The 18,504-nt window shown below is 71.1% G+C and carries 18 protein-coding genes and 2 pseudogenes; 5 read left to right on the forward strand and 15 right to left on the reverse strand.

Annotated features, from left to right (window positions below; genetic code table 11):
• Positions 1 to 119 precede the first annotated feature (119 nt).
• The 3 genes and pseudogenes from BCD49_RS39275 to BCD49_RS39285 form a co-directional block, all read left to right on the forward strand.
• A pseudogene (locus tag BCD49_RS39275) lies at positions 120 to 827 on the forward strand (aldehyde dehydrogenase family protein); the annotation flags it as partial.
• A 289-nt stretch (positions 828 to 1,116) separates the two neighbouring features.
• A complete protein-coding gene (locus BCD49_RS39280; RefSeq protein WP_007515402.1) occupies positions 1,117 to 1,515 on the forward strand; it encodes a DUF309 domain-containing protein in 399 nt (132 codons plus the stop codon).
• Positions 1,512 to 1,874: a tetratricopeptide repeat protein gene (locus BCD49_RS39285; RefSeq protein ID WP_007515401.1), complete on the forward strand. Its 363-nt coding sequence runs from the start codon at positions 1,512 to 1,514 to the stop codon at positions 1,872 to 1,874. The genes BCD49_RS39280 and BCD49_RS39285 overlap by 4 nt, the downstream gene beginning before the upstream one ends.
• Positions 1,875 to 2,519: 645 nt before the next feature.
• Here BCD49_RS39285 and BCD49_RS39290 read toward each other — a convergent pair.
• From BCD49_RS39290 to BCD49_RS39330, 9 genes are all read right to left on the reverse strand, one after another.
• Positions 2,520 to 3,896: a M20/M25/M40 family metallo-hydrolase gene (locus BCD49_RS39290; protein ID WP_007515400.1), complete on the reverse strand. Its 1,377-nt coding sequence runs from the start codon at positions 3,894 to 3,896 to the stop codon at positions 2,520 to 2,522.
• A complete protein-coding gene (locus BCD49_RS39295; RefSeq protein WP_007515399.1) occupies positions 3,889 to 5,361 on the reverse strand; it encodes an MFS transporter in 1,473 nt (490 codons plus the stop codon). The genes BCD49_RS39290 and BCD49_RS39295 overlap by 8 nt, the downstream gene beginning before the upstream one ends.
• A gap of 203 nt (positions 5,362 to 5,564) precedes the next feature.
• On the reverse strand, positions 5,565 to 5,915 hold the full coding sequence (locus BCD49_RS39300; protein ID WP_007515398.1) for a YciI family protein: 351 nt from the start codon (positions 5,913 to 5,915) through the stop codon (positions 5,565 to 5,567).
• Positions 5,912 to 7,402: an MFS transporter gene (locus BCD49_RS39305; protein ID WP_071042529.1), complete on the reverse strand. Its 1,491-nt coding sequence runs from the start codon at positions 7,400 to 7,402 to the stop codon at positions 5,912 to 5,914. The genes BCD49_RS39300 and BCD49_RS39305 overlap by 4 nt, the downstream gene beginning before the upstream one ends.
• A 139-nt stretch (positions 7,403 to 7,541) precedes the next feature.
• The gene (locus BCD49_RS39310) at positions 7,542 to 7,919 is read right to left on the reverse strand and encodes a chorismate mutase (protein WP_071042526.1); all 378 of its coding nucleotides are present in this window, start codon (positions 7,917 to 7,919) and stop codon (positions 7,542 to 7,544) included.
• A 34-nt stretch (positions 7,920 to 7,953) separates the two neighbouring features.
• Complete coding sequence (locus BCD49_RS43890; protein WP_007515395.1) at positions 7,954 to 8,211, reverse strand: hypothetical protein; 258 nt, start codon at positions 8,209 to 8,211, stop codon at positions 7,954 to 7,956.
• 48 nt (positions 8,212 to 8,259) lie between these two features.
• Positions 8,260 to 9,204 carry a prephenate dehydratase gene (locus tag BCD49_RS39320; RefSeq protein ID WP_007515394.1) on the reverse strand — a complete coding sequence of 315 codons (945 nt, stop codon included), beginning with the start codon at positions 9,202 to 9,204 and terminating at the stop codon, positions 8,260 to 8,262.
• 93 nt (positions 9,205 to 9,297) lie between these two features.
• Positions 9,298 to 10,722 (reverse strand): FAD-binding oxidoreductase, encoded by a 1,425-nt coding sequence (locus BCD49_RS39325; RefSeq protein ID WP_007515393.1) that lies wholly within the window; start codon positions 10,720 to 10,722, stop codon positions 9,298 to 9,300.
• Positions 10,719 to 11,834 carry an SAM-dependent methyltransferase gene (locus BCD49_RS39330; RefSeq protein WP_071042527.1) on the reverse strand — a complete coding sequence of 372 codons (1,116 nt, stop codon included), beginning with the start codon at positions 11,832 to 11,834 and terminating at the stop codon, positions 10,719 to 10,721. The genes BCD49_RS39325 and BCD49_RS39330 overlap by 4 nt, the downstream gene beginning before the upstream one ends.
• 275 nt (positions 11,835 to 12,109) lie before the next feature.
• On the opposite strand from BCD49_RS39330, the gene BCD49_RS39335 reads away from it, so the two are divergent.
• Complete coding sequence (locus BCD49_RS39335) at positions 12,110 to 12,766, forward strand: TetR/AcrR family transcriptional regulator (RefSeq protein ID WP_071042528.1); 657 nt, start codon at positions 12,110 to 12,112, stop codon at positions 12,764 to 12,766.
• Between the two features lie 27 nt (positions 12,767 to 12,793).
• Here BCD49_RS39335 and BCD49_RS39340 read toward each other — a convergent pair whose 3' ends face one another.
• The 5 genes from BCD49_RS39340 to BCD49_RS39360 form a co-directional block, all read right to left on the reverse strand.
• Positions 12,794 to 13,219 carry a RidA family protein gene (locus BCD49_RS39340; RefSeq protein WP_007515390.1) on the reverse strand — a complete coding sequence of 142 codons (426 nt, stop codon included), beginning with the start codon at positions 13,217 to 13,219 and terminating at the stop codon, positions 12,794 to 12,796.
• The gene (locus tag BCD49_RS39345) at positions 13,213 to 14,409 is read right to left on the reverse strand and encodes an alpha-hydroxy acid oxidase (protein ID WP_007515389.1); all 1,197 of its coding nucleotides are present in this window, start codon (positions 14,407 to 14,409) and stop codon (positions 13,213 to 13,215) included. Before BCD49_RS39345 ends, BCD49_RS39340 begins: the two co-directional genes overlap by 7 nt.
• 123 nt (positions 14,410 to 14,532) lie before the next feature.
• Positions 14,533 to 15,324, reverse strand: coding sequence for an ABC transporter ATP-binding protein (locus BCD49_RS39350; protein ID WP_007515388.1), 792 nt, complete (start codon positions 15,322 to 15,324; stop codon positions 14,533 to 14,535).
• Entirely contained in the window at positions 15,324 to 16,385 is a 1,062-nt protein-coding gene (locus BCD49_RS39355) for an ABC transporter permease subunit (protein ID WP_007515387.1), read from the reverse strand. The genes BCD49_RS39350 and BCD49_RS39355 overlap by 1 nt, the downstream gene beginning before the upstream one ends.
• A gap of 2 nt (positions 16,386 to 16,387) precedes the next feature.
• Positions 16,388 to 17,383 carry an ABC transporter substrate-binding protein gene (locus BCD49_RS39360; RefSeq protein WP_007515386.1) on the reverse strand — a complete coding sequence of 332 codons (996 nt, stop codon included), beginning with the start codon at positions 17,381 to 17,383 and terminating at the stop codon, positions 16,388 to 16,390.
• Between the two features lie 238 nt (positions 17,384 to 17,621).
• On the opposite strand from BCD49_RS39360, the pseudogene BCD49_RS39365 reads away from it, so the two are divergent.
• Positions 17,622 to 17,849: pseudogene (locus BCD49_RS39365) on the forward strand (DDE-type integrase/transposase/recombinase); the annotation flags it as partial.
• Between the two features lie 123 nt (positions 17,850 to 17,972).
• Here the strand turns inward: BCD49_RS39365 and BCD49_RS39370 are convergent.
• Positions 17,973 to 18,504, reverse strand: a 532-nt coding sequence (locus tag BCD49_RS39370) for an IS256 family transposase (protein ID WP_198939490.1), incomplete at its 5' end; no start/stop codon positions are given.

The following is an 18,504-nucleotide window of genomic DNA, read 5'->3' on the forward strand; positions in this document are numbered from 1 at the left end:
CGACTACCACCAAGACCACCGGGTAAACCAAGCTAGGTCGCGCCGAGGGTACACATTCGGCTTTTTTCCGTGCTAGCCGTAAGTGCGCATGTGTTCGGAACGTCGAGGAGGCCGAGAGCGGCAGCGACCCGTTCATCGTGCTCGATGACAACAACCTCGACCGCACCGTCGAAGCGGCCCTGGTCGGCCGCCTGCACAACATGGGGCAAAGCTGCGTCAGCGCCAAGCGGGTGATCGTGGTATCCGAGGTATTCGACCGGTTCGTGACCGCGCTGGCCGAACGGATGCTCAAGCTGGTTCCGGGCGACCCCGTTGACGAGGCCACCACGCTGGCACCAGTGTGCTCCGAGCAGGCCGCCCAGACGCTGGTGGACCAGGTCCGCGACGCGCTGGACAAGGGAGCGACCGCGGTCGTCGGCGGCGGGCACGCCGACCACCCCGGAGCGTTCGTGCAACCCACGGTCCTCGTCGGCGTGACGCCGAAGATGCGCGCCTTTCGCGAAGAGCTGTTTGGACCGATCGCGGTCGTCTATCGGGTACAAGACGATGACGAGGCGGTCTCCTTGGCGAACGACTCGCCTTACGGTCTCGGCGGTGCGGTATTCAGCAGCGACATCTCCCGGGCGCGTGCAGTCGCCAGCCGGATCGAGAGCGGGATGGTGTGGATCAACCATCCGACGTCCTCCGAGCCGGAACTGCCCTTCGGCGGCATCAAGCGGTCCGGCTATGGCCGAGAGCTGTCTCACCTCGGCATCAAGGAGTTCGCCAACCGGAAGCTGATCGTGACGATGGGGACGGACGCGCCGATCACCGACGCTTTGGGCTGACGCCTGCTCGGACGATGTGCCCCAACTACCCCGGCCCAGCGTCTCCTCGTCTCGCAAGCTTGGTCTGACGTCGACGACCGCGCACGCACGGTACACGTCGTCGTAGGGGTTCCCCCGCGCCGTCTGCGAGCATGGTGGGTGTGCGTTTGTTGGAGGACTCGACGGGCCGCGCGCGATGACGCACCCCATACCAAGGCCTGAACGAGATCGCGACGACGGCGGCCGGGCGCGGAACGCGCGGCCGCGCGACGGGCTGGGCAGACCGCTGCCACGAGGCGCCGAGGGGGTCGTGTGGCAGTCCGAAGTCGTGGGGTACTCGCCGGATGAGGCCTTGACGGCGGCGCAGCGGCTGCTCGATGCGGGAATGCCGTTCCACGCCCACGAGGTCCTGGAAAACACCTGGAAGACCGCGCCACCCGACGAGCGCGCATTGTGGCGGGGATTGGCTCAGTTCGCGGTCGGCCTCACCCACGCGGCGCGCGGCAACGCTAGGAGCGCGGTGGCGCTGCTGTCGCGGTCGGTTGACGCCATCGCCCCGTACGCGGCCGCCGCGCCGCATGGCATCGACGTCGTCGGGCTGGTTGCGTGGGCGCGCGCGCGAACCGGGGATCTCGCTTCGGACGCGGCCCAGGCTCTCCGGCCGCCGCCGCTGCGCCGGCACCCCCCTCGCCCCGCCCTTCCCGGGTGAGCGTCCGGGCGGCCAGCTCGGCGCGGAAGCCAGGGCGCGCCGCCCCCGGCAGTGACGAGGACACGGTCACCGCCGCGTCGGATCTGGCGGCGACGTTGCGGGCGCAGGGGGATCATCCGGCTGCTCGGGCGCTGGATGAGGACGTGCTCTCGTGGCGGCAGCGGGTGCTTGGTGAGGATCACCCGCACACGATTGGTGCTGTGGCGAACCTCGCGGTGACTCTCTCTCGCCTGGGCGACGCTGCGGCCGCGCGGGTGCTGCGAGCGGAGGTGGTCGCGCGTCGGCGGAGGGTGCTTGGCGAGAACCATCCCGCCACGATCCAGGCCGAAGCGGCGTTAGTCGATCTTGATGGCAGTTGATCGCGTGCCGACGGGCGCTACGGGGCGAACCTCGGGGCGATGCTCCCTGGAGCACTAGCGATTTCTTGCGATGAGGCGAGGAACCGAAATTGCTCATCTAGTTGGACTGATCGATTGTGATGCTCGTCACTGCGTCGTAGAGATCCGTGTGCACTGCCTGGGGTGCGCGGCCGTCGTTCCGTTCCGGTGGGATGATGTTCATTTGGGTCACTGGTCTGCCACGGCTGGTGGCTGGTCGGTGACGGGGGTGGCTGCCGGTGGGTGGCTTGTCGGCGGGTGGGGTCGCGGAGTTCGCGAGGGTGTTCCCGGATGCGGGTTCGGCTGGGCGGGTTCTGGCGGCTGCGGGTGTGCCGGTGGAGTGGTTTCCGGGAGACCGGCGCGGCGGCCTCATCCACGAATACCTGCAGGCAGCCTGACCGGACCCGATTTCGGGCACCCACCGGCGCGCCCGAACCCGCACCACTCGTCGTCCAGAAGATCGAACACGTTTCTCGACGATCCTCGCCTGATCGATTTTCGATCTTTGTTTTCTTGTTCCTGAACAGATGGCCCCGGCCGGTGCAACAGACTCGCCGGCCCGTACCACGCCTCGGTCCGCTTCGACGCAACAACGTCGCCACGAGGTCCTCCTCCCGGGAGCCTGATTCAGCACAACTGCAGGAATCGTTCCAGGATGGCGACTCCGGCGCGGATCGCGTCGACCGGCACACGCTCGTCCACGCCGTGGAAGGCCGCGGGGAAGTCGAAACCGTCGGGCAATTGCAGTGGAGCGAATCCGAAACAGTTGATGCCGAGCTGGCTGAAGTGCTTGGCGTCGCTGCCCGCGGGCAGGAGGTAGGGAACGGTGATTGCGCCGGGATCGGTGGCGATGACTGCCTGCGTGATCGCCTCGCTGACAGGCCCGCTGAATTCGGTCTCCACCGCGATGGCGCGGTAGACGATCTGGTGGTCGACGCCCGGCCCGATCAGCTCGCGCATGCGCGCCGCGCAGGCTTCTTCGGAGCCGGGCAGGAACCGGCAGTCAAACCGCGCTGTGGCGTGCGGCGGTATGACGTTCGTCTTTCCGCCCGCGGCCAACTCGGTCGGCGAGGCGACGTCGCGCAGTGACGAAGCGATCATGCGGGCGGCCGGGCCGAGGTGGTGCAGCAACGCTTCTGGGTCAACCGGATCGAACGGTTCGCCGACGCAGTCGGCGACGGTCTGCAGCAGGGCGCGCGTGGTCGGGGTGAGGCGATACGGGAACTCGTGCCGGCCGATGCGGGCGACGACCTCGGCTAGGTTCACCACGCTGTTACCGTCATTGATCATCGATGCGTGCCCGGCGGGACCGCGCGCGGTGACCTCGAACCAGAGGACGCCCTTCTGCGCGGTCTCGATGAAATACAGTCGTTGCCCGGTGGGCAGCCGCGCCGAGTACCCGCCGACCTCTCCGATGGCCTCGGTGCAGTCGTCCAGTAGGTCGCGATGATGCTCGACCAGCCACCGCGCGCCCAGTCGGCCGCCGTTCTCCTCGTCGGCGACGAAGGCGAGCACGACGTCACGGGCCGGCCGCTGCCCGCTGCCTGACCAGGCCCGGATCACCGCAAGCACCTGGGCCACGAAGTACTTCATGTCGACCGCACCGCGACCCCACAGGCATCCGTCCGCCAGCTCGGCGCCGAACGGGTGCCTGCTCCAGATGGCCGGTTCCGCCGGGACGACGTCGGTGTGGGCGTGGATGAGGAGCGGTGGCCGTGTTCGGTCCAGTCCGGGCCAACGCGCCATGACCGTGGTGCGTCGGGGGCGGGGTTCGATGATCTCGACAGGCAGGCCCGCGTCGGCCAGAACGGTCGCGCAGTATTCCGCGGCGGTGCGCTCGCCCGGGCCGTCGTCGGTGCCGTAGTTGGAGGTGTCGATCCGCAGCAGGTCGGCGCAGATGGCCACGGCGACGTCGGCCGCGGAACGGGGGGCGCGCTCGCCCGCGGCGACCGCGGCGATCCCGGCGGCCGCGACCGGGGCTGCCGGGGTCGCGCCGTCAGGCATGCCGCGGCCCACCGGGCTGGTCCAGTTCCAGGGCCGGTGTCAGTTCGCGCGCGGTGGGTGCTGGCGCTGGCCGCCGTTGGGGCAGAGCGGCGGCCTGGTCCACCGGCAGTCCCGTGGTGCGTGGCCCGAGCGCGAGGACGTCGAGGGCCAGGATGACCAGGGCGGCGGCGACCACGGTGAACACGGCTCCCGACCCGGCGTGGTCGAGGACGGGGATGAGGACGAAGGGCAGCGCGGCGGTGACGAGCCGGCTCAGCGCGTACGCCGCGCCGACCGCCGTGGCACGCACCGCGGTCGGGTACAGCTCGGCCGTAAAGACGTGGTAACCATTGGAGTAGACGTTGCTGATCAATGTAAACAGCGTTCCCCACAAAACCACGGTGGTGCCGGAGCCGGCGAACCCGAACAGCAGCCCGGTGACGGCCATTCCACTGGCCGAGACCGCCACGACGGCACGGCGCTCGAAGCGTTCGATCACTGGCAGCGACAGCAGTGAGCCGAGCGGATAGCCAACATAGGTGAGGGCGAGGAAGCTCAGCGAGGTAAGCACCGTGTAGCCCTTCGCGACCAGCACCAGGGTCGCGATCGTGCCGAATCCGTAGTAGCCGATCGCCGACATCACATTCATGATCCAAGCCATCACGGTGCGCCGCAGGAACGGCCCGGTGAACAACACACGGAACGGCGGGCGCCGCAGTGCTGTCTCGGGAGGCGCCGTCGGGGCCGGGACGGGGACCGGTTCGGAAAGGGCGTGCCCACGCCGGACGGCGTCGGTCTCCCACGCGGTGACGATGCGGTCGGCCTCCTCATGCCGCCCGACCGACTCCAGCCAGCGCGGCGACTCGGGCAGCACCCGCCGCAGCGCCCACACCAGCACGGCGCCGAGAGCGCCGAGGAAGAACATCCAGCGCCATCCGTCGACGCCGACCGGACTGCGCGCCACGAGCCCGCGGCCGAGAAACCCGGCGGCCGGGACGCCAAGGAAGCCGATCGTGTACGCGACGGCAATGAGCCGGCCGCGCACCCGCGGTGGCAGCAGATCGGACAGGTAGGAGTCGCCGAGCGTGAGCTCAGCCCCCAGCCCCATCCCGGCCAGGAACCGTGCGCCGACGAGGACCTCGACGTTCGGCGCCAGTCCGCCGACCAGCGAGAACACCGAGTAGATGAGCAGGTTCAGCAAGAACGAGTTGCGGCGGCCGATGCGGTCGGCCAGCCGGCCGAGTACCAGCGCGCCGGCAAACTGGCCCACGAAGGCACTGGCCAGCAGAAGCTTGAGCGCATCCCCTCCGAATCCGAATCTCTCCTTCAGCACGACCGACAACGTGCCGGCCAGAAACACCTCGTAGGTGTCGAAGAAGAACCCGAGCCCGACGCAGATGACCGCGACGAGGTGGATCCTGCCAACCGGCAGGCGATCGAGCCGAGCCGCCAGGGATGGTTTGCCGACGTCGATAGAAGATGTCATGGCCTTTTCTCCAGGTCGCTATAGCCGCGTTTCCGCGGCAAGGAAATGGGCTCTGCTAGCCCAGCGGCGTCGGCGACGCTGGCGTGTCAGTTAACGCGGGAAAGGCGCTATTCGCGGATAGCCGAGGAGGCTCGAGCGGAACGGTGTTGTCCGCTCCGTGGCTGCCGCAATGAACAGCACGCGGTTTCGGCTCCGGGCGGCGCCTAGGACGACATGGTGGCGTCGGCTGCCGCCGCCCGAGCCCGGTCCAGCTCGGCGTCGAGCAGCCCGGGTGGGTCCTCGGGAACCATCTGTCGCATGGGATGGACGACGACGGACTCGAACACCCCGGCCCGGTGGTAGGGCTCGCCCGCGAGGAACCGCGAGGCTTCGGACGTAGTGGCCACTCGCAGGGCGAACACCGCACCGATGGCGAGCCCGTCCTCGGCGGTCAGCGGGCCACCGAAGACCAGCCTCGACCGGGCGGCCATCATGTACTCGAGGTGCGCGGGCCTGATCGCGCGGCGGAGTTCCTGGGTGCCGGTCCGGTCGCGGCACAGAACTAGCACGATCATGGCTGCTGCCTTCCGTGATGACCGTCGCTACCACCGGGGCTCGGGACGTGCGCGGGGCCGCCCCGAACGGGGGCCGGGCGCCGCAGGGTCGAAGCCGCGAGGGCGGCCGCGACGGTATAGGCGGYCGCCACCGCGATGAGCGCTCGGCCGATACCCGCCCGCTCACTTCCCGCGCCCGCGACTACTCCGCCGAGCAGCGCGATGCCGAGGGTTCCGCCGATCTGGCGGGCGGTGTTGTTCAGCCCGGACCCTAGGCCGGCCCGCGCTCCCGGGACGGCCGCGACCGCGGTCGACACCACCGCCGGCAGCGCCAGCCCGATGCCCACGCCCGCGAGCACCAGACCGGCGGTGGCAGCGACTCCCGACGCCCGGTCGGCTGCGACGAGCGCGACACCCGTACCGGCGGCCAAGCCGCCAAGCGTCCCCGGGACGCGTTGGCCGAACCGGTCGGCGATCCGCCCGGCGAGCATGCTGACGGCGGCATAGGCCGCGAACAGCGGAGCGATGCGGACGCCCGTAGCGGTGGCTGACCGGCCGTCCACATGCTCGAAATCGAGGCTGAGCAGGTAAAGCAGGCCGAGAGTCGCGAAGTTGACCAGCAGCGAGGCGAGGTTGGCGCCCCGGAAGGTTCGCGAACGGAACACCGACAGTGGCACGAGTGGCGTCGCGCACCGGCGCTCCACCGCGACGAATCCCGCCGCGAGCAGGACCGAGGCGCCGAGCGCCAGCCATCCGATGACCGACCCGGGCTCCGCGGCTGCCTCGGACAGCCCCCAGGCCAGGGCGCCCAGCATGAGCACGGCGAGGATCTGGCCGCCGCGGTCGAGGTGGCGGTCGTGGCCGCCGCGACGCGACTCGCGCAGCACCCTGCGCCCGGCCGCGATGCTCACGAACGAGATCGGCACGTTGATCCAGAAGATCCACCGCCACCCCAGTCCGTCCACGACCAGACCACCGACGAGTGGACCGACGACCAGGGCGATGCCGGCCACGGCCGACCACACGCCGATCGCGCGGGTGCGGTCGGTCCCGTCGAAGGCGTCAGTGAGGATGGCGAGCGAAGACACGAGGACGGCAGCGCCGGCGACGCCCTGCAAGGTGCGGAACAGGATCAGCCAGCCGACTCCGGGCGCGGCCGCGCAACCAGTCGACGCGGCCGCGAAGCCGGCCAGCCCGGCCAGGAAGACCCGCCTGCGCCCGAACAGGTCGCCGACGTCGCCAAAACCGATCATGAACGCGGCGAACGTCACGAAATACCCGTCGACCACCCAGGTGACCGCGCCGGTGGACGCGTGCAGCCGGCGACCGATCGCGCCGACCGCCACGTTGACGACGGTCAGATCCAGCTGGGTGACGAACAGCCCGACGCAGGTGACGAGCAGCACCGACCAGTCCCGGCGGCTCCAGCGTCCAGCCACGGACTGGTTGGCGCCAGCGTTCCCGCCCACGGCGGTCGCCGCCGCTGTGCTGGGCGTCCGCAGGCTCACCGGCTGACCGACCATGGCCGGCGTGGCACCGTTCGGGCCGGCGCGATCTCCCCGGTGTTGCGTCCATCCCGGCCATCCCAGCGGCGAGCGCGGCACGGACGGTGCGACCGGGTGGCAAGCCATCTGATCATCATCGCGCCTAGTCATGTTCGGTGGACGGACGGACGTCGACCGACGGGGCCGGTCCCCGGCACAGCAGAAGCAACGCCACCGCGACCTCGCTGCCGGCTGGGCCGAGCGCGTCCAGGAATCTGCGGGTGACCTCGTACTCGCGGGTCATCTCGATCCGCCCTCCGCCGGCGGTCATCCGCAGCTTCTGTATCCGCCAGGCCACCCGACGCCGCAGCACGATCACGTCGCGGATCAGGTCGTCGAGCTCGTCGATGATCTCGCGACCCTCAGTCACCGAGTCGATCGTGGAGATGTCCGGGGTCTCGGGGCCGAGCAGGTMGAGGCCGGTCGGCCAAGACCGGCTAGGTGCCGGGTGCGGTCGCGCGTCGAGTTCGCCGGCGGTCACCGCGGCACGTCCCGAGAGCAGGTGCGGCCGGTCTTCAAGCGCATGGTGTGTCTCCTTCGTCGTCGTTCGTGACTGCCGGTCTCGGCGGGGCCAGCCGGCCTGGCAGCGCCCCGCAGACCAGCGCGGCCAGCAGGTAGGCGGCCGCGGCCACGGCCAGTCCGACCCGCGTGCCCGCGGCGACCGAGTGGGAGCCGGCGACGATGCCGCCGAGCAACGCGACGCCGCGGGCCGGCGTGCGGGGGCCGAACCGTTCGACGAGTCGCCCGGAGAGAAGGCTGATGATCAGCAGCACGCCCCAGGCGCCGCGGTCCCAACGAGCCCGGGGATGCGTCCACCTTGGTCACCCGGCCTTCCTGGGCCGGCTGGGCGTGGGCCGGCTGGGCGTGGGGCGGCTCGGGGCGGGCTCGTCGAAGGTGCCGAGGACGCGGACCCGGACGCCGTGCTCGGCCAGCTCGCGCAGCACGGCCCGTGGCGGCGGGTCGTCGGGATGGCCGTGCCACTCGATGAGGAAGTAGAAGCGGCCCAGCCCGTCGCGGGTCGGCCGGGATTCGATCCGGAGCAGGTCGATGCCGGCGCGGGCGAACGGTTCGAGGACGGTCATCAGCGATCCGGGCCGGTCGCGCCGCTGGAAGCAGGCGATGACCGTCCGCTCGCGTCCGGTGCGGGCCGGCTCGTCGCGGCCGAGGACGACGAACCGGGTCTCCGCTGTGGCGGTCTCCCCAATGTCGTCGGCCAGAACGCTGAGCCGCGGGGCGGCGAGGCCCGCCTTTGGCGTGACCGCGGCGGTTCGGCCGGTCGGGTCGCCCAGGGCGAGCTCGAGCGCGGCCGTCGTGGACGGGGTCGGGACCAGGCTGGACCGCGGGGCGTGCTCGGCCAGCCAGGCACGGCATTGGTCGAGCGCGTGCGGATGTGAGGAGACCGTGCGCAGTGCCTCGGGGCTGGCACCGTGCCGGCCGACGAGCTGGAACCGGACCGGGATGACGACGTCGCGGTGCAGGCGGACCTGGCTTCGTTCGGACGGGTCCACGGCCTTTCCGGTGCCCAGGCCGGCGAGCAGGTCGGCCGTCGGCCCGACCAGGCCGGCGACCGAGTTCTCCCAGGCCAGCACGCCGTAGGTGACCGAGCCGTCGCTGAGCCGGGCCATGAGTTCGTCGGGGTCGGCGCAGGGGACGTGCCGCAGCGCGGCCAGGGCCGGATCGGCCAGCACGGTGCGGTGGGTGAAGGTACCCGCCGGTCCGAGGTAGGCGACGGACGCGGCTGGGGCGGGATCGAGTGTGGTGGTCACGGCCGACTCCTGGAGGTCTCCACGCGCGGGACGGGTCGACGCCGCCGGTGCCGCCGGGGGCGGCCCCGGCTATTGGGTGAGGCCTTCGGGCGACTAGCGGGCCGCCAGCGCGTCCGACAGCAGGTCGGGCCCGACGACCTTCCCTGGATTGAGCACGTTGGCCGGGTCGAACAGGTCCTTGATACGGGCCATCCACAGGGCCGCGTCGCCGTGCTCGGCGGTCAGGTACTGGCGCTTGCTCAGGCCGATGCCGTGCTCGCCGGTGCAGGTGCCGCCGACGCGCAGCGCGTGGCGGACCAGCTGGTCCGAGAACAGCGCGGCGGGGGCGTCCTGGCCCTCGGCGACCGCGACGACGGTGTGGATGTTGCCGTCGCCGACGTGACCGGTGGTGACCACGTCCAGCCCGAGATCGGCGCGCAGCTCGCTGATCACCTGCGCGTGCTCGACGATCGCCGACAGCGGCACAGCCGTGTCAGTGATCAGGTATCGCCGGCCGGGGAAGGCCCGGCGGATCGACCAGTACAGGCGGTGGCGTGCTTCCCAGATGGCCTCCCGCTCCGCCTGCGCGGTCGCCGTGCCGACCGTGCTCGCGCCGGCGTCGAGCAGGACTCGGCGGGCGATGTCCAGCTCGGTGGCCAGGCCGGCCGCGGTGGAGCTGTGCAGTTCGACGAACAGGGCAGGGGCGTCCGGGACCAGGCCGGGCACGTCCTGGGCGAGCAGGCCGGCGGTGATCTCGTCGAGCAGCTCGAGGCGGGCGATGGGCAGCCCGGTCCCGACCGCGGCGAAGGCGCCGGCCACCGCGGCGGCGACGTCGGGGAAGAACGCCCGCAGAACCGCGATCTCCTCGGGTACGGGGTGCAGCGCGACGGTGAGTTCGGTGATGACGCCCAAGGTGCCCGCCGAGCCGATGAACAGGTCGCGCAGGTCGTAGCCGCTGCTCGACTTGCGGACCGGCCGGCCCAGCCGCAGCACCTCACCGCTGGCCAGCACGACCTCCAGGGCCAGAGTGTTGGCCCGCATGCCGCCGTAGCGGATCGTGGTCGTGCCGCTGGCGTTGGTCGCCGCCATCCCGCCGAGGCTCGCGTCCGCGCCCGGGTCGACGGGAAACGTCAACCCGAACTCCCTCGCCCGGGAGTTGAGCCCGTTCCTGGTCAGGCCCGGCTGGACGACCGCGCGGAAGTCCTCCGGGCACAGCGCGACAAGCCGGTTCATCCGGGAGACGTCGAGGCTCACCTCGCCGCCGAGTGGCACCACATGGCCCTCGGCGCTGGTGCCGGTACCGAACGGGATGAGCGCCACGTCGTGGCGGGCGGACCATCGCATCGTGGTGACGACGTCGTCACGGGTCTCGGCGAACACCACCGCTCGCGGCGGGATGCTGTCCAGGTGGTTCTCGTCGCGGCCGTGGGTGTCGAGGTCGGCGGGCCGGGTCGACACCGTGCCCGCGAGCCCGGCGGCCAGCTCGGCGAGGGCGTCCGCGTCCGGGACCACCCTGGCCGGCCGGCTGACGGTGGTCACCGCGCGGCCGACACGGTCTCGGTGACGGCCTGCACGACGTCCACGGAGGCGGCGCCGGCCGGCGCGACCGGGACGAGCTCGAACAGGACGCCGCCGGGTGGGGCGACGGTGTGGTGGGCCGCGCGGGGCGTCCAGCCGGCCTCGGCGAATGCCTCGCCCCACTCGGCCTCGGTCGGCAGGTAGGTGTGCATGAGCGCGTGGGCGGCCTCGAAGCCGAGCCGGAAGATGGGCGTGTCCGRCCCGGGCGTGTCCTCGGACCGGACAACGTCGCAGAGCAGCATCGTCCGAAGGTTCGGGAAGGCGATCCGCAGGTTGGTCAGCACCCGCACGCACGACTCGCGCGGCCAGAAGTCGTGGCCCATGAACACGCAGGTGACGACGTCGACGTCGGACAGGTCGTCGGCGGGGGTGAGCCGGTGGACGTCGCCCTGGCGCACGCTGAGCCGGTCGGCCAGGCCCTCGGCCGCGATGACCTGCCCCGCCAGCTCGACCGAGGCGGGGGCGAGGTCGATGCCCACCCCGGTCACCCCGGGATTCCGCTTCATGATCCGGACCAGGCGCCCACCCGAGCCGCAGCCCAGGTCGGCGACCCGGGTGAGCTCGAGGCCGCCCAGGACGCGGTCGAACAGCGGCTCGACCTCGCCGTTGCCCATGAGCCGGGAGCTGAGGGCCACCGCGCGCATGTCGCGGTGATAGGTGACCTCGTCCCGGTCGGGCGCCAGGTCGGCCGCGTAGGTGAACACCTCGCCGTTGCCGCGCACCAGCCAGTAGAAGTAGCCACGCAGTTCGTACGCGTCGGCGAAGCGCGGACCGGGCCGGACCAGCAGGGCCGGGTCCGAGGTGTCCAGCTCGACGATGCCGGCCCAGGCCAGCGCGTTGAGCAGGGCGCGCGCGACCCAGGGCGACACCGGCTCGCCGCCACGGCGCAGGTCGTCTGCCCGACAGGTGCCGCCGTCGGCGAGCGTGTCGAACAGGCCGAGCTCGACGGCGGCTGAGATCGCGCTGGCGGCCACGTAGGAGGAGAAGATGTCGGCCACCGGGCCGATGGTCGCGGGCGGCGGCGCGGCGGGGGCCGCCGAGGGAGCGGGCTGTGGCGAAAGGGAGGCGCACATAGCAATTCCTTCGCTGGGAGCCGGTGGGGGAATGGGGATTACCAGGGGTGGGTCGTCGCGAATATGAGCACGACAACGGAGCGTTCACCGCAGGCGCCTATTGCGTGCCGCGGTTCGGCGTTGACCGAACGAGAATCGGACCAACGAACTGAGAATGTCTTTTCATTTATGGTGCGGACGGCGGCCGCCGAGTGTCAAGCGAAGGAATGTTAACATTCTATATCGGCATGTTACACTTGGTGCATATTTCTGCCTCGTTTCGGCGGGACTGGACGATGGAAAGGGTGGTTCACACGCCTAYGGCGAGCGGTTCGATCCGCGGCGAGGAACCGGGCAGCCGCCGGATCAGGCGGGATTACCTGGCGAGCCGGCGGGATCTTCTGGATGCGGCCGAGCGATTGCTCGCGAAACACGGCGGGCGGTTCAGCCTCGTGGATCTCGCGGCCGAGGCCGGTGTGTCGACCGCCACTGCCTATCGACATTTCCCGGACGTGGACGCGGCCCTTGACGCCTATTACACGCAGCTCGTGGAGACCCTGGTCAGCCACATGGAGGCGGTGCCGGCCGCGCCGGATGTGCTGCGCCGTTTCGTCGCCGTGTGCGAGCTGTGGGTCCGCGAGGCCGTGAGCTGGGGGCCGGCCGTGGTGCACGTCCGGTCCTCCCGCGGTTTCCTGCAGCGGCTGCGCGCGGACGACCCGGTGATCGGCCGGCTGTTCGGGGCGCTCGCGCCGCTGCTGGCCGCGCTGACCGAGGCCGGTTTCATTCCTCCCGGGCCCGCCGAGTACGGGGTGCTCATCTGGGTGACCGTGTTCGACGAGCGGGTGGTCGTCGATCTGCACGACAGCCTGAGCTGGCCGTCCGCGCGCATCGCGGCCGAGCTGACCGGCAGCGTGCTGCGCGCCCTCGGCCGGCCCGCCGGGGCGGCCGAGTAGCACTCGGCTACCCGGCCGCCCCGGCGCTCAGCCGAGCACGGCCGTCGCCTCGATCTCCACCAGCAGGCCGGGCCGCACCAGCCCGCAGACCACGGTCGTCCGGGCCGGCGGGTCGACCGGGAAGGCCTCCCGGAACGCGACGTCGAGCTCCGGCGCGGCGGCGGCCTCGGTCAGGTAGCACACGCAGCGCACCACGTCGGCGAGGCGGCCACCCGCCCGGTCCAGGACCTCGGCGATCTGGCCGAAGATGTCGCGCGCCTGGCTCACCGTCGTGCTGCCGCGCGGCCGGCCGGTCGCCGGGTCCAGGGCGACGCAGCCCGAGAGCACGACCAGGTCATCGACCCGCACCGCGGCGCTGATCGGGGCCAGGCCGGCGAGCCCGGGCGGCAGCGGCACGGTCGTCCTGGTCGAGCGTGGCCGGTCGACGGATCCGGTCCTCGCGCCGATCACCATCGCGACGCCGCCGACGGTCTGATCATCGTGTCGGTCAGCTCGTCGACGCCGCTTGCTCCGAGAAGCTTGATGGTCGTCGAGATCTCCTCGCGTAGCAGTTCGTGCAGCCGGCCGACGCCTTCCTCGCCGCCGGCCGCGAGCGCCATCGCCGCGGCGCGGCCGATGACGACGACGTCGGCGCCGAGCGCCAGTGCCTTGACGACGTCGCTCCCGCGGCGGATCCCCGAGTCCAGCGCGATGGGCACCCGACCGCTGACCGCCGCGACGACCTCCGGAAGCTGGTCGAGGGCCGCGGGCACCGTGTCGAGCTGCCGGCCGCCGTGGTTGCTGACCAGCACCGCGGCGGCTCCGGCCCGCACGGCCGCCTCGGCATCGGAACCGGTGAGGATGCCCTTGGCCATCCAGGGCAGCGGCGAGTCCGCCATCCGCCCGGCGAGCTCGTCCCAGGTCCAGATCGGCTCCCGGCGGACGAACAGTTGGCCGAGGGTGTCGGCCAGGTCGGCCGGACCGGCGTGCGGGTAGTTGCCGCTGACCACGTCGACGGCCACGTCGAACCGGTTGCGCATGTTGCGCTCGCGCCAGCCGGCCGTCGGGCAGTCCAGCGTCAGGCAGAGCGCGCTGAAACCCGCGGCGGCGGCCCGGCGCAGCATCGCGGCGAAGTTCGCCGGGTTGCCCATCGGGTGCAGCTGGGCCATCCGCGCGGCGCCCGGCGCCGCCGTCGCCACCTCCTCCCAGGAGTACGACCCGGCCTCCGGCACGATCGAGGCCACGCCGGCCTTGGCGTTCGCCCGGGCGACGGCGAGCTGGCCGTCCCGGTGCATCAGCCGGTCGGCGCCGAACGGGCTGGTGAGCACCGGCATCGACAGCTCGATGCCGAGGAAGGTGCGGGCCAGGTCCGGCTCGCCGGCCCCGGTCATCAGCCGTGGCAGCACCGCCCACTGCTCGAACGACGACAGGTTGGCCCGCAGCGTCTGCTCGCCGCCCGAACCACCGTCGAGGAAGTCCCACACCTGCGGGGGCAGCGCGCGACGGGCCTCCTCGTAGATCTCCCCGACCGTGGCGAACCGGTCGGCTGAGGTGAAGGAGACGAACGGGCTCGGGTCGGTCCCGGTCGGGGCCGTCGCGTCCCGCGGCCGGGCGGGCCGCGCCGGCGGGACCGCGGCCTGGGTCGAGGCGTCAGTGGCTGTCACGTGTCACTCCACTCCACTCCTGTCTGATCGGCGGCCGTGCCGGGCGATCAGGACGTCGCCGCGCGGACGGCCTGCGTCCCGGCCGCCGCTTCGGTAGAGCTCGATCTCTGTCGGCTGGCCCGATCACCCCGCGAGCAGCTGCCGGTCCGACGGGGCGTCCCCGAGCCCGGACACGATGTCGACCAGGTCGGACGGCGTCAGCGCCGTCTTAGCGGGCCCGGCCACGTCGTAGATGACCCGGCCGCGCGACATCACCAACAGCCGGTCGCCGACCTCGATCGCGTGGCGCATGCTGTGCGTGATCATCATCGAGGCGCAGCCCAGTCGTTCGTGCATCTGGAGGGTGAGGTCGAGGACCCGCGTACGGGTCCTGGGGTCCAGCGCCGCCAGGTGCTCATCGAGCAGCAGGAGCTTGGGTTTCCGTAGGCCGGCCATCAGCATCGTCACGCTCTGCCGCTGCCCTGCGGACAGCAGCGTCACCGGGTCGGCGAGGCGGCGCTCCAGGCCCAGGCCGAGCACGGCGAGGTCCTCGCGCATGCCCGAGCGCCGGCCCGGGGTGACCGCGGGCGACAGCCGCCGCCGACGGCCGCGGGCGGCGGCGAGAGCGAGGTTGTCGGCCAGGGAGAGATCGGGCGCGGTGCCCGCGAGTGGGTCGTCGAAGACGCGGGCCACCGCGCCGGCGCGGGCGTGGACCGCCAGCCGCGTCACGTCCCGGCCGCCGAGCAGCACCCGCCCCCGGGTCGGCCGGTAGACCCCGGCCACCACGTTGACCAGGCTGCTCTTGCCGGCGCCGTTGCTGCCGACGACGGTGACGAACTGACCAGCCGGGATCTCCAGGTCGACGTGGTCGAGCGCGACGACCTCCGTCGGGGTGCCCGCGCCGTGGACCAGGCGCACTCCGTCCAGCCTCAGCATCAGCCAGCCTCCTTCATCGTCGCCGAGGCCGAGGCCCGCCCGGCGGCGGCGGGCTGGCGGGCAGGAGGGACAGTCGGACCGTCGTCGGCCACCGGCCGGCCACCCGCCACGGCGGCGGTCCTCGGGCCGTCCAACGCCACCGCCCGGCTGCCGAGACGGCCGCCCGCGCCGAACCGGCCCAGCGCTCGGCCGATCTCGGGCAGGTAACGGTTGAGCGCGACCGCCGCGACCAGGGTGAGTGCGGTGATGCCGGACAGGTCGGTCGCCTGCAACCCGGCCCGCAGCGCGCCGACCAGGATCAACCGGTACAGCAACGTGCCGGCGACCACGGCGGCGATCACCCGGCCGACCCGGGACGCCCCGCCCGGCCGGGCGATCAGCTCACCGAGCATCACCGCGCCGACACCCGCCAGCAGTGTGCCCGTGCCCGTCGACGAATCGGAGAAGCCCTGGGACTGCACGGTCAGCGCGCCCGACAATCCGGCGCTGGCGTTGGCCAGCGCCAGGCACAGCGCCAGCGAACGCCGGTCGTCGACGCCCTGAGCCCGGGCCATCCGGGGGTTGACCCCGGTGGCCCGCAACGCCAGACCGATCTCGGTGAGCAACAGGTAACCGACGGCGGCGAGGAACACGGCGGCGAACGCGGCGAGGATCGCGATCGTCAGCCAGTCCTGAACGTCCGGAGCCAGGCCGATCAGTCCACCGAACAGGGTCCGGCCGCTGTCCAGACTGATCGACGGCCGTCCCAGCACGTGCAGGTTCAGCGTCGTCATGCCGATGCTCATGACCAGCCCGGCCAGAATGACCGGGATGCGAAACGCCAGGTGYAGCCCGGTCGTGACGAGCCCCGCGGCGGCGGCCCCGGCCACGGCCACGAGCATCGCCAGCGGCACGCCCAGTCCGTGATTGAGTAGCACAGCGGTGATCGCGCCGCCCAAAGTGAAGCTGCCGTCGACGGTGAGGTCGAAGTCCTGCCTGATGCGGACGACGAGGTAGATGCCCATGACGACCGGCAGCAGCGGCAGACCGGCGATCAGGGTGTCGGTGACGAGGAATCGCATGGCTAACCCATCGCCGCGGACGGCATGGTGACCTCGAGCGCGCCGAGCGTCGAATGGTTGACGTCCCACTCGAGCGCACCCGGCCGGCCGAACGGGGTAGCCGCCGGCTGGGCACCGTCGAGGACCTTCACGGCGACGTCGGCGCCCTGCGAACCTAGGTCTGCGTAACTCGGCCCCAGCGTGGCCAGCACCCCGCTCGTGGTCGCGTCTCCCGACGTCAGGTACAGCGGGATCTTGTTCGACAGGGCGACCGCGCCGACCGCCGCGATGCCCGACGCCACGGCCGCATCGGGTCCGACGAGGATCGTGTCGGTCCGGCCGACCAGGGATCGGGCGGCGCTCTGCACGTCACCGGCGCCCGCCACGGTTGCCTCGACCAGTGAGAGACCGGGCCGCGCCTTGATCGCCGTCCGCAGCTGCGCGACCCAGACCTGGCTGTTCTCGTTCGACGGATCGTAGATCGTCCCGATCCGCCTCGGCGCCGGGGTGACCTTGGCCAGCTCGCCGAGGAGCTCGGCGGGGTCGACGAAGTCGATAGTGCCCGTGACATTGCGCCCGGGGCGGTCCAGGCTGTCGGCCACCTTGCCGCCGACCGGATCCCCCATCGCCAGCGCGATGATCGGATGCGTCTTGTCCTGCTGCGCCATGGCGATGACGGCCGGAGTGCCGATCACCGCGATCAGCGAGGAATTGGACCGGGAAAGGTTGCGGGCGATGCTCTGGATCAGGGACGGATCGCCGTTCGCGTTGCTGACGCTGTAGCTGACCGTCCGTCCGGCCAGCTTGGCCGTGAGCTCCTTCTTGAACGCCGTCTCCAGGGTGGTGACGACGTCGGCTTGCGCGACCTCGAAGATGTTGACCTTGACCGTGCCCGAACCGGCGCTCGACGAGGTCGTCGATCCGGACGAGCTCCCGCAACCGGCGATCACACCGATCATGCCGATCGCGCCCAGTAGCGCGCCGGCCATCCGGCGGCGACGCGATGTCCCCAGCTTCATCCGACCTCCCAATCTGAGAAGTTCTTCTCAGGTCAGGTTGGGAACCTCGTGTTTCTTACCGATAAAGGTTTCTGATCGTTCTGGTAACGACTCTGTGGGCTGGTGTACTCACTGTGAGCATCGATTCAACTCCGGCGACTCTGTGTAATGAAGGCGGCGTTCCTAACGCGTAGGCGGCGTTGACGGTGACCGTCTGCCGAGGGCACGGGGACGCGGCTCGCCCGGTCCGGATGCCGTCTTGGTCACGGAGGCGTGGGGACTGTCCTACATCCCGTCTGAGCCAACCCAGCTCAAGGCCCGGCTGCGGCCGATGCGCGGGCTCAAACGCCTACGCTCCGCCCAGACGATCAGCACTGGACACGCCCTGATCCAGAACATTCGCCGCGGCCACTACGAACTCGCCACCGACGCCGACCCACAGCTGCGGCTCGCGACGGCGTTCACCGAACTCGCTCACGCCATCTGACCAGCGAGCCAGCGACGGTCCAACGCGTCCCGACTCCGCCCAAACGCAACAGCCCCGCCGTCGCTGGTTGGCATTCGGCTGGGGACTGTCAAGTTAACGGTGTAACGGATTGTTATTGAGTTGCTACTTTCGGCCGGCGGTGAGGCGCCCGTCGAACGCGAGGTCGAAGGCGTTCAGCGGTGCCTTCCAGCGGATCATCCACTTTGCCCGGCCGCGTCCGGTGGGGTCGAGGCTGGTCACGGTGAGGTAGAGGTGCTTGAGTGCGGCCTGTTCGTTGGGGAAGTGGCCGCGGGCCTTGACGGAGCGGCGGAACCGGGAGTTCAGCGACTCGATCGCGTTGGTCGTGGCGATGACGGTCCGGATCTCGGCGTCGAAGCGCAGGAACGGGACGAACTCGGCCCAGGCGTTCTCCCAGAGCCGGATGATCGCGGGGTATTTCTTCTCCCAGATCGCGGAGAAGTCGGCGAACCGGTCGAGCGCGGCCGCCTCGGTCGGGGCGGTGTAGACGGGCTTGAGGTCGCGGGCGAGTGCGGGCCAGTCCCTCTTGGACGCATATCTGAACGAGTTGCGGAGCAGGTGCACGATGCAGGTCTGGACGATGGTGTCGGGCCAAACCTGGGCGACGGCGTCGGGTAGGCCGGTCAGGCCGTCGCAG

It is taken from the genome of Pseudofrankia sp. EUN1h, from assembly GCF_001854645.1.
GTDB lineage: Bacteria > Actinomycetota > Actinomycetes > Frankiales > Frankiaceae > Pseudofrankia > Pseudofrankia saprophytica.